At 68.1% G+C, this 14,227-nt stretch carries 11 protein-coding genes; 7 read left to right on the forward strand and 4 right to left on the reverse strand.

All coding sequences use genetic code 11. The features are described 5' to 3' along the window. Positions 1 to 44: 44 nt before the first annotated feature. Positions 45 to 2,657, reverse strand: coding sequence for a transglycosylase domain-containing protein (locus BST38_RS07505; RefSeq protein WP_435404618.1), 2,613 nt, complete (start codon positions 2,655 to 2,657; stop codon positions 45 to 47). After that, entirely contained in the window at positions 2,650 to 3,084 is a 435-nt protein-coding gene (locus BST38_RS07510; protein WP_083142634.1) for a DUF5318 domain-containing protein, read from the reverse strand. Before BST38_RS07510 ends, BST38_RS07505 begins: the two co-directional genes overlap by 8 nt. Before the next feature lie 134 nt (positions 3,085 to 3,218). Here BST38_RS07510 and BST38_RS07515 point away from each other — a divergent pair, with 134 nt between their 5' ends. The 3 genes from BST38_RS07515 to BST38_RS07525 all read left to right on the forward strand — a co-directional run bounded on the left by BST38_RS07515 (position 3,219) and on the right by BST38_RS07525 (position 5,941). After that, positions 3,219 to 4,097, forward strand: a complete 879-nt coding sequence (locus BST38_RS07515; RefSeq protein WP_083142771.1) for a DUF1707 SHOCT-like domain-containing protein — start codon at positions 3,219 to 3,221, stop codon at positions 4,095 to 4,097. A 139-nt stretch (positions 4,098 to 4,236) separates the two neighbouring features. Further along, entirely contained in the window at positions 4,237 to 4,782 is a 546-nt protein-coding gene (locus BST38_RS07520) for a PadR family transcriptional regulator (RefSeq protein WP_083142635.1), read from the forward strand. Positions 4,783 to 4,852: 70 nt separating this feature from the next. Then, complete coding sequence (locus tag BST38_RS07525) at positions 4,853 to 5,941, forward strand: inositol-3-phosphate synthase (RefSeq protein WP_083142636.1); 1,089 nt, start codon at positions 4,853 to 4,855, stop codon at positions 5,939 to 5,941. Between the two features lie 98 nt (positions 5,942 to 6,039). Here the strand turns inward: BST38_RS07525 and BST38_RS07530 are convergent, their stop codons facing one another. Continuing rightward, positions 6,040 to 7,242, reverse strand: coding sequence for an enhanced intracellular survival protein Eis (locus BST38_RS07530; protein ID WP_083142637.1), 1,203 nt, complete (start codon positions 7,240 to 7,242; stop codon positions 6,040 to 6,042). 66 nt (positions 7,243 to 7,308) lie between these two features. Between BST38_RS07530 and BST38_RS07535 the strand changes: the two genes are divergently transcribed. Then, positions 7,309 to 8,205, forward strand: coding sequence for an Rv0045c family esterase (locus BST38_RS07535; RefSeq protein ID WP_083142638.1), 897 nt, complete (start codon positions 7,309 to 7,311; stop codon positions 8,203 to 8,205). Here the strand turns inward: BST38_RS07535 and BST38_RS07540 are convergent. After that, a complete protein-coding gene (locus tag BST38_RS07540) occupies positions 8,202 to 10,055 on the reverse strand; it encodes a cadherin-like domain-containing protein (RefSeq protein ID WP_133057212.1) in 1,854 nt (617 codons plus the stop codon). The genes BST38_RS07535 and BST38_RS07540 overlap by 4 nt on opposite strands. A gap of 430 nt (positions 10,056 to 10,485) precedes the next feature. On the opposite strand from BST38_RS07540, the gene BST38_RS07545 reads away from it, so the two are divergent. The 3 genes from BST38_RS07545 (at position 10,486) to BST38_RS07555 (ending at position 14,153) form a co-directional block, all read left to right on the forward strand. Beyond that, a complete protein-coding gene (locus tag BST38_RS07545) occupies positions 10,486 to 12,558 on the forward strand; it encodes a PhoX family protein (protein ID WP_083142640.1) in 2,073 nt (690 codons plus the stop codon). A gap of 95 nt (positions 12,559 to 12,653) precedes the next feature. Next, the gene (locus tag BST38_RS07550) at positions 12,654 to 13,463 is read left to right on the forward strand and encodes an LLM class F420-dependent oxidoreductase (protein ID WP_083142641.1); all 810 of its coding nucleotides are present in this window, start codon (positions 12,654 to 12,656) and stop codon (positions 13,461 to 13,463) included. A 36-nt stretch (positions 13,464 to 13,499) separates the two neighbouring features. Next, positions 13,500 to 14,153: a GntR family transcriptional regulator gene (locus BST38_RS07555; protein WP_083142642.1), complete on the forward strand. Its 654-nt coding sequence runs from the start codon at positions 13,500 to 13,502 to the stop codon at positions 14,151 to 14,153. Positions 14,154 to 14,227: the final 74 nt, after the last annotated feature.

Here is a 14,227-nt window from a genome sequence, read left to right on the forward strand (position 1 = left end):
CGGCGCGGGTGACGTCCGCTCGGCCTCGTCGTCGACGCCGGCCGTCACGGAGGCGGAAGCGGACCGGGCGGCACGCCGGGGGCCACCGGTGCTCCCGGCGGCGGCACCTGGTCGGCCGGCGGTACCGGCGCTCCGGGCACACCCTCCGGGCCTGGCGGCGCGCCGCCCGGCGGGGGCGCGACGGGCACGGTGGTCGGCGGGCCCCACGGGATCGTGATGCCCGGCGCGATCTCCAGCGTCGGCTGGATCACGGTCTCCGACGGGGTCGGCGGCGCCGTGGTGCTCGGCGGGGGCGGGGCCTGCGGGACACCGGCGTAGCCGCCGATCTCCTCGGGCTTCGGGAACGATTCGTTGTCGGTGCCGTCGAGCGCACCGTCCATCGTCGACTTCCAGATCTGCCCCGGCAGGCCGGAACCGTAGACCGAGGCGCCGCCGGAGGTCACCAGCGGCTTGGTGCCGTCGACCGTGCCCACCCAGACTGCGGTGGACAGCGACGGGGTGAACCCGACCATCCACGCGTCGCGGTTCTGGCCGGTGTCGCCGAGCTGGTTGGTGCCGGTCTTGGCCGCCGACGGGCGGCCGCCGGACAGGCCGCGTCCGGAATAGGCGGCGATCGGCTGCATCGCGGCGATCACGTTGTCGGCGACCGCCTTGTCGATGCGCTGCTCACCGGAGTCGTCCTCCTGGCCGGCGTCGAAGAGCACCTGCCCCTCGGCGTTGACGACCTTCTGCACGAAATGCGGCTTGTGGTAGGTGCCCGACGCGGCGATCGTCGCGTACGCCGACGCCATGTCGATGACCCGGGACTGGTACTGCCCCAGCACGATGCCGTTGTTGGGCGGTCCGCCCTCGCCGTCCTCGGACAGCGTGTGCTCGACACCCGGGAAGCTCTCGGCGATACCGGCGTTGTGCGCGGCGTCGGCGACGTCCTGCGGGCCGTTCTTGAGCTTGAGCATCAGCCGGTAGTAGCTGGTGTTCAGCGAACGCTTCAGCGCCTCGGCGATGTTGCAGGTGCCGCAGCTGCCGCCCTCGACATTGCTGATCTTGATGCCGTCGACCTCCAGCGGGGAGCTGTCGACCTGGTAGCCGAGCCCCATCCCCTGCTCGAGCGCCGCGATCAGCGCGAAGACCTTGAACGACGACCCGGTCGGCAGACCGGCCTGGGCGAAGTCGAAGCCGTTGGCGTCCGAGCCGCCGTAGTAGGCCTTGACCCCGCCGGTCTTCGGATCGATCGACACGACGGCCGATCGCATGTCCGGGTCCTCGCCCTCCAGATACTCCTCGACCGCGTCGACGGCGGCCTCCTGCATCTTCGGGTCGATCGTCGTGGTGATCTGCAGGCCCTCGGTGTTCAGCGTCTGCTCGTTGATGTCGAAGATGTCCATCAACTCGTTGACGACCTGGCGCTCGATCAAACCGTTCGGACCGGTGGTCTGGTTCTGCGTGAAGGCCTGATCCGGGGGGATCGTCGCCGGGAACACCTGCGCGGCGCGCTCCTCCTGCGACAGCGCGCCGATCTGCACCATGCCGTCGAGCACCCAGCTCCACCGCACCGCGGACGCGTCCGGATCCACGGCCGGGTCGAGCACCGACGGGCGCTGGATCAGCGCGGCCAGCAGCGCCCCCTCGGAGACCGTGACCTCCTCGATCGGCTTTCCGAAGTAGGCCCGCGCGGCGGCGGCGACCCCGTAGGCGCCGCGGCCGAAGTAGATGATGTTCAGGTAAGACTGCAGCACCTGGTCTTTGGACCACTCGCTGGACATCTTCGTCGAGATCACCAGCTCTTTGGCCTTGCGGATGACACCGCCGACACCGGAGCGGGCGTCACCGACCAACGCGTTCTTCACGTACTGCTGGGTGATCGTCGAGCCGCCCTGCAGATCCCCGCCGAAGATGTTGTTCTTGAACGCGCGCAGGAAGCCGGTGAACGAGAAGCCCGGGTTGGAGTAGAAGTCCCGGTCCTCGGCCGCCATCACCGCGTCACGCACGTGCACCGGGATCTGGTCGATGTTGACGTCGATCCGGTTGCCTTCGGGCGGAACGATCTTCGCGATCTCGCTGCCGTCGCTGGCCAGGATCGTCGACACCTGCGCGGTGCGGATGTCCCCGGGTTTGGGGACGTCGACGATCATGTACGCCATCCCGAACGTCAGCAGCGGCAGCACGATCAGCACCACCGCGGCGATCAGCGATCCGCGCCGGACCCACGTCCAGTTGATCTGCTCGCGCAGGCTGCGCCGCGGCCCCGACGGTCCGTCGCCGCCGGTCGGGCCACCACCGCCACCGCGGCCGGGGGGCGGCGGGGGTGCGGGAGGCGACGGCGGCGCGGGCCGGTCCGGTTGGCGCGCAGGCCTGCGCCGGGCCCGGGAGTCCAGCGCGCTCTTGACGGCGTCGATCGGGTCGCGGGTCGGTGGCGGCGGCGCGCCGTCGCGCACTGGCGGCAACACCTGGGTGTGCCGGTCATCGGGCGGCACCCCCGGCGAGCGACGCTGACCATCGGGCCTCGGTGGGCGCGGCGGTCCCGCGTGGCCGGCAGGCCGGGGCGGCGGGGGGACGTTGGGCCGCGGGGCAGGTCTTCTGGCGCCGATGCTCTCGGCCGCGCGACGCCCATCCTGAGCGTCATCGGCCGATGAGTGGTGGCGCCCTTCGCTATTCACTGGCCGTGCGCGCCGCACCGCGCGCGGTCTGGGTGCGACGCGGGCCGCGTGACCCCTTCGGGGGCGGCACCGCGCCGAGCACATACGACTTGACCAGGTGATTCCAGCTGCACGTGCGGCACACCTCCACCACGTGTACGGAGAATTCGTCGTATTTGGTGGCCAGCAAGACAAGCTCCTCGGCGGTGCGCGCGGACCCCGACACCGCGCCGAGGTGATCCCCGAATACCCACGAGACCAGGGTCAGCTGCTCTTTGCGGCAGATGGGGCACATCACAGAACTGGGCTTGCCGTGGAACTTGGCCGCCCGCAGAAGATAGGGGTTGGCGTCACAGACTTCCGAGACACCGGTGCGCCCCGAGTAGACCTCGGCGAGCAGGGACCGCCGCCGCAGGGCGTAATCCACCACCTGTCGCTGCAATCGCACGTGGACCAGAGTACGTCCACGTCGAGCGCACCGACCCTCGACGTGCGGCCCGGGACTGCGGCCGGACACGCCGAGAACGGTCAGGATCTCCTCTGGCCTGCGCCGGAACCGTGCGAACTCTTACGATCTTGACCGTGGCCTCGGGGAGCTCAGCGCGTCGCACATCGTGGACGAGAGCAAAGGACAGCGACCGCACCGAGACGTGCCAGATCCTGGACGAGGCACTAGCCGACGGCCAGCTGTCGATGGCCGAACACGGTGAGCGCGTGAAGACGGCGACGACCGCCTCGACGCTGGGCCAGCTGCAAGATTTGGTGTCGGATCTGCAAACCGGCAAGAAGCTGGCCGAACCGCCGGTGATCACCAAGGTGATCAACCGCCACGTCTCGGCCCAGCCCGGCTGGGGCATCAAGGTCGCCATCGCCGCGGTGCTGGTGGTGCTCGGCATCGCGATCGGCTGGGGGCTCTACGGCAATTCGCCGTCTCCGCTGAGCTTCCAGACCGATCCGGGCGCCAAGGACGACGGCATCGCCGCACAGGTGCTGACCCCGCCGCGGCAGCTGCAGTCCCTCGGCGGGTTCACCGGCCTGTTCGAGCAGATGCGCAAGAAGTTCGACAGCACGATGGGCTACGAACTCGACATCCATCGCGACATGGCCTATCTGGACCGGCCGGATCCGCAGGACAACCGGCGCTCGCAGACCTATTACTACCGCGGCGGCTGGGGTGACCCGTCCGGTTCGCCGTCGACGGTCACCGAGGACGACCGGCTGGTCGATCTGTCGAAGTTCGACTACGAGAAGACGCTGGCCATCCTGCGCGGAGCCCCGGACACCGTCGGTATCGCGCGCGCCGACGTCAACGACACGTGGCTGCGGATCGGCCCGTCGAAGGACCCGGCGACGCCGGACGCGGTGACCGTCGAGATCATCGTCAACAGCGAGTTCGGGAACGGGCGCATCGAGCTGTACCCGAACGGCGACACCAAGGCGATCTGGCCCGCAAACCGCTGACCTGCCCTTTTCATTTCAGACGGGAACAACTGTCGCGGTCAATATATCGGCGCGATACAATTCTGCGAGGTGTCGAGCCGTCGTAGCGGCTACAGCTATCGGAAAAGCTATCGGAACGATCTAAGCGGGAGGTGTCCAGATGCTCGAGCTCGCCATTCTGGGCCTGCTCCAGGAGTCTCCGATGCACGGCTACGAGCTGAGGAAGCGCCTCACCGGTCTACTCGGCGCGTTCCGGGCGTTCTCCTACGGCTCCCTGTATCCCGCGCTGCGCCGGATGCAGGCCGACGGCTTGATCGTCGAGGACGCTGCACCCGAGGGCACGGTCAAGGTGCGCCGCGCCCGCCGCGTGTACCAGCTCACCGAGGCCGGCAAGCAGCGCTTCACCGAGTTGGTGGCCGACACCGGTCCGCAGAACTACTCCGACGACGGCTTCGGGGTGCATCTCGCATTCTTCAACCGCACCCCGGCCGAGGCCCGGATGCGGATCCTGGAGGGCCGTCGCCGCCAGGTGGAGGAACGTCGCGAAGGCCTGCGTGAAGCCATTGCGCGGGCGAGCAATTCATTCGACCGGTACACCCGGCAGCTTCATCAGCTGGGTCTTGAGTCCAGCGAACGCGAAGTCACCTGGCTCAACGAGTTGATCGCGGCAGAGAAGTCGGCGCAGGGGCGCGCCGAACCGACTTGAGCTCACGCTCGACGCAACAGCCAGTAATACGAATTCCAGGCAATAAAGATAGGACAGAGGAGAAGCCGTCATGACCGCAAGCAATGACGTCAGGGTCGCGATCGTCGGCGTGGGCAACTGCGCGTCCTCGCTCGTACAGGGCGTTCAGTACTACAAGGACGCCGATGAGAACGCCAGCGTTCCCGGCCTGATGCACGTCAAGCTCGGCGCCTACCACGTCCGCGACGTGAAGTTCGTCGCCGCGTTCGACGTGGACGCCAAGAAGGTCGGCTTCGACCTGTCCGAGGCGATCTTCGCCTCCGAGAACAACACCATCAAGATCGCCGACGTGCCGCCGACCGACGTCATCGTGCAGCGCGGCCCGACCCTCGACGGCATCGGCAAGTACTACGCCGACACCATCGAGGTCTCCGACGCCGAGGCCGTCGACGTGGTCAAGGTCCTCAAGGACGCCGAGGTCGACGTACTGGTGTCCTACCTGCCGGTGGGTTCGGAAGAGGCCGACAAGTTCTACGCCCAGTGCGCCATCGACGCCGGCGTGGCGTTCGTCAACGCGCTGCCGGTGTTCATCGCCTCGGATCCGGTGTGGGCCAAGAAGTTCGAGGACGCCGGCGTGCCGATCGTCGGCGACGACATCAAGAGCCAGGTTGGCGCCACCATCACCCACCGCGTGATGGCCAAGCTGTTCGAAGACCGCGGCGTCACGCTGGACCGCACCTACCAGCTCAACGTCGGCGGCAACATGGACTTCCTCAACATGCTCGAGCGCACCCGCCTCGAGTCGAAGAAGGTCTCCAAGACCCAGGCCGTCACCTCGAACCTGACCGGCTCGCTGGCCGGCAAGGTCGAGGACAAGAACGTCCACATCGGCCCGTCCGACCACGTCGCGTGGCTCGACGACCGCAAGTGGGCCTACGTGCGCCTCGAAGGCCGCGCCTTCGGCGACGTGCCGCTGAACCTGGAGTACAAGCTCGAGGTGTGGGACTCCCCCAACTCGGCCGGCGTCATCATCGACGCGGTGCGCGCCGCCAAGATCGCGAAGGACCGCGGTATCGGCGGCCCGATCGAGGCAGCTTCCGCCTACCTGATGAAGAGCCCGCCCAAGCAGCTCGCCGACGACATCGCCCGCGAGCAGCTGGAGAAGTTCATCGAGGGCTGACCCTCTGATCCCGCCGAGAGTGCGGGGAGATCGCGTTCCTTCGTGGAATGGCGATCTCCCCGCACTCTCGCGTTAGAAGCCGTCTCTAGAAGCCTTCCCTAGAAGCCGTAGCCGAGCTCGGCGGGCACGTCCGACGCGAACGCCGCGTCCAGCGCGGCCACCGTCGTCGGGTCCGCGCACCGCAGGCGCTGCGCCGCGGCGAACGACGACGCCCGGTGTGCGCCGAGGTAGAGGCTGCCCAGCACCGACAGATCGGTGTGCACGTCGGCGGGGGCGTCGGTCGGCTCGCATCGGGCCCGGCCGTCACGCACCTGGAGCGCGAAGCGCCCGCCACCACCGAGCAGCGGATCCGAAACCTCCAGCACCACAGACAGATCCGCGTTGTAGGTGCGCGCCTGCAACACCTTCGGGATGTCGAGAATCCGCAGCCACAACCCGTCACGCGTGTACGTGCTGCGGACCAGGCGCGGGTCGGTGAGCAGATACGGCAACAGGGTGCCCGGGTGGGTCTCCACCTCGACCGTCGCGACCAGATCCAGCCCGAGCAGGGTGCGCCACAACGCGATGTAGGCCTGCGGCGTCACCGCGGCGAGCATGGTGATGTGCGCCCGGTCCTTGCGGTCGCCGCTGTGCACCCGGTACATCGCGAACCCGTCGGGGTGCAGCAGACAGAAGAACGCGCTGCCCCCGTCGCGGGAACTCTCCCGGTCCGCGAGGATCTCGTCCCACAGCCGGGCCGGCGTGTGTAATCCACCGGGTGTCTGCAGCCGCCACCGCTCGTAGATGTCCTCGAGCTGCGCGCGATGCTCGGCCGGCCGCACCACCCGCACCCCACCGGTATTCGGCACTTCCGGCCGCAGCCGCGCCCGCTCACGTTCGACCGCCACGCTGTCCCACACCGTCGCGGGGCCGTATCCGAACCGCCCGTAGATCTCCGCCTCGCTCGCCTCCAGCCCGGCGATCGGGTAGTCCCCCATGCGGCGGTGCAGGTCGGCCAGCATCGCGGTCAGCGCGCCGCGGCGCCGATGCGTGGGCAGAACCGCCACGAACGACACCCCCGCCATCGGCAGCACCGCCCCGCCGGGGACGGTCAGCTGCAGATCCAGGAACAACGAGACACCGACAACCTGGTCGCCGTCACATGCGACGACGGCGCTGCCGGGCGGCATCATCGACCGCCAGACCTCGACGGCCTCGTCGGGGCGCCACACCCCGAAACCGGTCGCGGCGACCAACCCGATCGCGGGCCAGTCCGCCTCGTCGGCGGTGCGGATTGTCAGATCGCTTCGTTCTGCTGTCACAACATTCGACCGTGGCACATGCGGGCCTTCGGCCGCATCCGAATATCGGCTGCGTACTGTCAGACCATGGACGACACCGATGACGAGCTGGCCAGCCTGTCCGAGTTCATCTTCCTGCAGGAGAACGCCCACCAGGCGGGCGTGACCGGTCCCCTGCCCACCGCGACCAGGATCGATCACGGTCCGATCAGCGGGGTGCGGTTCGGCGACGACGATCCGCAGGTCGTGTTCCTGCACGGCGGCGGGCAGAACGCGCACACCTGGGACACCGTGATCCTCGGCCTCGGTGTGTCGGCGCTGGCGCTGGATCTGCCGGGACACGGCCGTTCCGGATGGCGTGAAGACGGTGACTACGGGCCGAAGCTCAACGCCGAAGCGCTCGAGCCGGTGATCCGCGAGCTGGCCCCCGACGCCGAGCTCGTCGTCGGGATGTCACTGGGCGGTCTGACGGCGCTGCGGCTGGCCGTCACGGCGCCGGACCTGGTGCGCAGGCTCGTGCTGGTCGACGTGACGCCGTCGGCACCCGAACGGCACACCGAGATGACCGACGCCCAGAAGGGCACCGTCGCGCTGGTGCAGGGCGACCGGACGTTCCCGTCGTTCGACGCGATGCTCGAGGTGACCGTGGCCGCCGCGCCGCATCGGGACCGGGAGTCGTTGCGGCGCGGGGTGTTCCACAACGCCCAGCGGCTCGATGACGGCTCGTGGACGTGGCGCTACGACAGCATCCGCAAGGGTGAGGGCTTCGAAGGGCTGTGGGACGATGTCCCGAAGCTCACCACTCCGACCACGCTGATCCGCGGCGCCAACTCGTTCTTCGTCAACGACGACGACGCCGACGAATTCGCGCGCACTGCACCAGGTTTCCAGGGTGTCCACGTCGTCGCCGACTCCGGCCACTCGGTGCAGAGCGATCAGCCGCGGGTGCTGGTCGAGCTGTTGCGGAAAGTGCTGTCGGGCTAGGCGTCCGAGTCCTCCGGGGAGGGCCGCGCCACCACGATGTACCCGAGGTCGATCAAGATGCCGGCCTCGATGGCGCTGATCTCCCTGACCGACGGGCCCTTGCCGGTCGCGTGGTTCATCAGCAGCTGATGCGGGTCTTTGAAGATCTCGTCATCGGTGTGACTGGTCGACGAACCGTTCTCGAACGGGTCCGGGGTGAACAGCGGAACCGGCCGGCCGTACACCGCGACCGCGGTGGGACCGCCGAAGAACAAGCCGCCGTTGCCGCCGGTGAGATTGGGATTGAACGCGCTGTCCCACCGGAAGTCCTCGCCGATGGCGAACTCCCCGTCCTTGTCGGACACGAAGCTGGCATAGGTGGACCAGTTGCGCTTGGTGTACACATCGGGCGTCCGGATCCTGCCGGTGAATCCGAACGAGTGCAACATCTCGTGGCGCAGCACGGCCTTGAAGTCGTACTCGTTGTCGGCGATGTCGTCGCCCAGCCCCCAGAGTTTGTTCCAGTTCCATTCGATCTCGCCGTCGGCGGCGGCGCCGTTGGCGTCGACTCCGTCCTGAAGCTTCTGCTGCACCACCGATTTCCAGAAGCCCGGGGTGCTCTGGACGAGAGGGCTGCTTGCCGACGCCAGCGTGCTGTCGTCGTCATCCTCGTCCTCGGTGAGGTCATAGGTCAACGTCACCGGCGCCGTCACCCGGAAGTACTCGATCAGTTCCTCCGCCGCTTCACGCAACGCGGCCAAGCGTTCTGCGTTCCAGTCGTCCGAGGACGTCTTGTCCGTGAACTCCAACTTGATGGCGCCCTGGTTGATCAGGGACGTCGCCACACCGCTACTCACCGGACGCAGCAACTGGAGCAGGTTCATGTGCAGGCCGAGATCGATCGCGGCGACCCGGAAGGTGTCGACGCCGTTGAAATCGTCACCGGGAGTGTAGGAATACGTGCCGTCCCGATTGATCGTCACCGATCCTGACGTCGGGGCTTTGGTCAGGATGTACACCAGGCGGTCCCCGTCGGGGTCGTCGCCGCCGAGATGGCCCGTCACCGCTCCGGTGAGGACGCCGGTGATCTGGACCGGCGCCACCGTCGGGGCCTGATTGAAGAACGTGCGGCGCATCGCCAAAAACGACTCCTGCATGCGCTCCTTGCGCTCGTCCGAGATCTGCAGCGAGTCGACCCACTCCTGGTGTCGGGCGGTCCAATCGTCGAGGATCTCCGCGACCCGGATCTGATACGCGCTCTGCGGCGAGACGTACGGTGCCGGCGCCACAGGCCAGTCGTACTCGTCCTCGTCGGCCGGTTCCTCATCGCTGTCGACGTTCGCGGTGGACCGGACTGGCGGCTCCGCGACGGCGGTGGTGTCGTCACCGTCGGCCGCTGCCCCGTCGTCGGCTTCTGCGGCGGCGTCCTCGGATTCCGCGGTGGCGTCGTCGGACTCAGTTTCGGCCGCCGCGGTGGCCCGGTGGGATTTCGGCTTGACCGACACGCGTTCGGCGACGGCGTCGTCGTCGGCGTCGTCGGTGTCGGTGTCGTCGGTGTCGGTGTCGGTGTCGGCGTCGGCGTTATCTGCCGTGCCGGTGGCGCCCGACCCGGAATCCGACGCAGCATCCGACGCGTCGGCATCCGACGTCGTGGAACCGCGATCCTCGCCGGCCGAGGGGCCCGCGTTGGTTGCACCTGAGGACGCGGACTCGCTGCCGGTATCGGCTGCCGCGGTGGCGATCTCCGCACCGAGCAGACCGAAGCCGAGCAGAGCGGCCCCCATGCCCGCCGTCACGGCGCCGGCGTGCAACCAGCGGCGTACCGCGAAATCTTCAGACCTGCGCGCCTTGCGATGCCTGGCTGTGGACATGTGTCGGCCCCCTATGTGCTTTCCATGTTGCGATGACCGTGATCCAGTGACTGCTCGCGCGTGAAGCCCAGCAATGCCGCGCCCATGCCCGCAGAAGCTGCGCCGAGTTTCAGCCACTGCCGAACCGGGAGGTCTGCCACGCGCCGCGGACTTTGATCTTGTTTTATCCGTGGTCGTTTCGCGCGCGGCTGCGACATAATTGACCCCCTCGACAGTCTGGGCGGGACGCTACCGCACAGCTTTGTCATCTGTCAGCAAATTCCGCATAGATTCCTCGGACGGCTCAGACCGGCGAGGGAGCGGCGCGAACACCGGTCCGTCGACTGTTGTTCACCCGTAATCCGCCTGCTGCTGGTCTGGCTGCCGTAACTTCCCGCACATTCGGCCGACCAGCCCCGGTCGAACTCCCCGCTGGAAGGAATCACATCCCATGGCGCTCGTGCCGCTCAATCTCCTTGTCACCCATGACGGCAAATCGAAGCGCCAGCACGTGACCTGTGTCCACAAGTGCGGTAACGCGTGTTCGAAGCCGGCGCCGAACACGAGCGGCAACGAGTACTTCGGCGACATCGCCAAGGCCGTCTCGCGCCGCTCCGTCCTGCAGGCCGGCGGCGTCGCCGTGCTCGCCGTCGGAGCCGGTTCCGTCCTGGCCGCATGCTCGAACACCTCCGAGCCCGCGCCGACGACCTCGTCGGCGTCCGCTGCTGCCCAGCCGCCGGCCGGCATGAACTTCGTGTCGGTCGCCCCCAACAGTGAGGACGCCGTCGTCGTCGCCGACGGCTACCAGCAGGCCGTGGTCATCAGCTGGGGCGACCCCGTCCTGCCCGGCGCCCCGGCCTTCGACGTCACCAAGCAGACCGGCGCCACCCAGCGCACGCAGTTCGGCTTCAACAACGACTTCGCCGGGTTGCTGCCGGTCCCCGGACAGTCGGACCGCTTCCTGCTGGTCACCAACTTCGAGTACGCCACACCACAATTCATGTTCCCCGGCTATGACGCCGCCGCCCCGACGCGGGATCAGTTCGACGTCGAGATCGCCTCGATGGGGATGGGTGTCGTGGAGGTCGAACGCACACCTGGCGGCGGCCTGAGGCCTGTGATGGGGCGCTACAACCGCCGCATCACCGGCGACAGCCCGTTCCTGCTCACCGGACCGGCGGCCGGCACCCCGCTCGTCAAGACCCAGGCCGACCCGGACGGCCGCACCGTCCTCGGCACCATCGCCAACTGTGCCGGCGGGGTGACACCGTGGGGCACCGTGCTGTCCGGGGAGGAGAACTTCCACGGCTATTTCGGCGCGGAGGAAGGCTCCGCCGCGCCCACACCCGTCGACGCCGACCGCCGGCGCCGGTACGGCATCTCGTACGAACCCTCTGAATTGCTCTGGGAAACCTTCGATCCCCGGTTCGACCTGGACGAGACACCCAACGAGGTCAACCGCTTCGGTTACGTGGTGGAGCTGAATCCGTGGGACCCGACGTCCACGCCGGTCAAGCACACCGCGCTGGGGCGGCTCAAACACGAGGGTGCCACCATCCACGTGACCGCCGACGGCACCGTCGTGGCCTACACCGGCGACGACGAGCGCTTCGACTACATGTACAAGTTCGTCTCCTCCCGCAGAATTCAGCCCGGCGCCGATCCCGCCGCGATGGCGAACAACATGGCCATCCTCGACGAGGGCACCCTCTACGTCGCCAAGCTCTCCAGCGAGATCCCGGCCGAAGAGATCGACGGCTCGGGCGCCTTGCCGGCGAACGGATCGTTCGCCGGCTCCGGCACGTGGATTCCGCTGCTGCGGTCGGGACCGGACGGGCAGGCCCAGTCCCTGGTCGGCGGGGTCACCGCCGCGGAGGCCGCCGTGTTCACCCGGATGGCCGCCGACAAGGTCGGTGCCACCAAGATGGACCGCCCGGAGGACATCGAGACCAACCCGAAGACCGGCAAGGTCTACGTCGCGCTGACCAACAACGACCGGCGTGGCGCGGACGGCAAGGCACCCGCCGATGCACCGAATCCCCGCAACGACAACAAGAGTGGCCAGATCCTGGAGATCACCGACGACCACGCCGGCACGACGTTCACCTGGGATCTGTTGCTGGTCTGCGGGGATCCGGCCGCCGCGGACACCTACTACGGCGGATTCGACAAGACGAAGGTCAGTCCGATCTCCTGCCCGGACAACCTCGCCTTCGACAGCCACGGCAACCTGTGGATCTCCACCGACGGCAACGCGCTGGATTCCAACGACGGCCTGTTCGCCGTGGCGCTGGACGGCCCGAATCGGGGTGAGACCAAACAGTTCCTGACCGTGCCGCTCGGCGCAGAGACCTGCGGGCCTGTCGTCACCGACGACCTCGTCACCGTGTGCGTGCAGCACCCCGGGGAGAACGACGAGAACACCATCGACAGTCCGCAATCCCGCTGGCCCGAAGGCGGAAACGGCACGGCCCGGCCGTCGGTGGTGGCGGTGTGGAAGACAGGCGGCAACATCGGCGTGTAGGCCCCGCGTTCTCCCTCGCGAGCAGACACAAACTCCGGCGTGTCGCCGCGTGTCGTTGCGAGTTTGTGTGTGCTCGCGGGGGGCTAACCTCGGGCATGACCTCCGAGACCAGCCGACCCGTCCGCATCGGCGTCCAACTCCAACCTCAGCACGCGCCGCGGTACGACCTGATCCGCGCCGCGGCGCAGCGCTGCGAAGACCTCGGCGTCGACGTGGCCTTCAATTGGGACCACTTCTTCCCGCTCTACGGCGACCCCGACGGCGCGCACTTCGAATGCTGGACCATGCTCGCCGCGTGGGCCGAACAGACGTCGCGCATCGAGATCGGCGCGCTGGTCACCTGTAACTCCTACCGCAACCCCGAGCTGCTGGCCGATATGGCGCGCACCGTCGACCACATCAGTGACGGGCGGCTGATCCTCGGCATCGGATCGGGGTGGAAGGAGAAGGACTACGACGAGTACGGCTACGAATTCGGCACGGCGGGCAGCCGCCTCGACGACCTCGCGGCCGCGCTACCGCGTATCGAGAGCCGGCTGTCGAAGCTCAATCCGCAACCGCTGCGCGACATCCCGGTCCTGATCGGTGGTGGCGGCGAGAAGAAGACATTGCGGCTCGTCGCCCAGCACGCCCACATCTGGCATTCCTTCTCCGACACCGAGACCTACCCGCGCAAGTCCGAGGTCCTGGCGCGCCACTGCTCCGACGTCGGGCGCGATCCGGCGACCATCGAGCGGGCCGCCGAGGCCAAAGGCCGCACCGAGGACGCGCTGCTGGAGAACGCCGAGGCGCTGACGTCGCTGGGTGTCACGATGCTGACCGTCGGCGTGAACGGCCCCGACTACGACCTGTCCCAGGCCGAGACGCTGTGCCGGTGGCGCGACCGCCACGCCGGTACCAACTGACCCTGCCGACCGGCATCGTGAAAGACAGGCGCCGCCATGCCCAAGAAGTACGGGGTGAAGGAGAAGGACCTCGTGGTCGCTCACGTGGTCGATATGGTGCTGACCGGTCGGCTCCGCACCGGAGATCGCTTGGACCGCAACGAGATCGCGCATGCACTGGGCTTGAGCCGGGTTCCGGTGCAGGAGGCGGTGGTCCAGCTCGAGCACGACGGCATCCTGGCCACGCGATACCACCGTGGCGCGTATGTGCAGAGATTCGACGAGTACACGCTGCGAGAGCATCACGAGCTCTACGGAGTACTCAGCGGGCTGGCCTCGGCGCGGGCGGCGGCCGCGGCGGACCCGGCGATCGTCTCCGAGCTCACCGCGGAGATCACTCAGATGCGCAACGGATGTGACTGCCGCCAGTTCGACACTCACACCACGAGGTTCCGCACCACCATCAACGCCCACTACGCCGGACCCCGGCTCCAGGCCGCGATCGACTCGTCACAGACGTTCATCCCCCACGCGTTCTGGCAGTCCTACCTGCAACACCGAGACGCGATGCTGCCCTTCTACGAGGTCGAGCTCACGGCCATCCGCGGCCGCGACCCCGAGTCGGCGCGCAAGGCGTGTGCGCAGTGGTCCGAGACGATGGCGCGAATCCTGATGGCCGATCTCATCCGGCGCGGGGTGCTGCGCGGCTGACACCCTCGCTCCCCGGTCCCCCTTGGGGCCGGGCCGGGGGCGCGCTACGTTGCTTTGAATGAGCAGCCTGCGGG

It is taken from the genome of Mycolicibacterium parafortuitum (genome assembly GCF_002086815.1).
Taxonomy (GTDB): Bacteria; Actinomycetota; Actinomycetes; order Mycobacteriales; family Mycobacteriaceae; genus Mycobacterium; species Mycobacterium parafortuitum.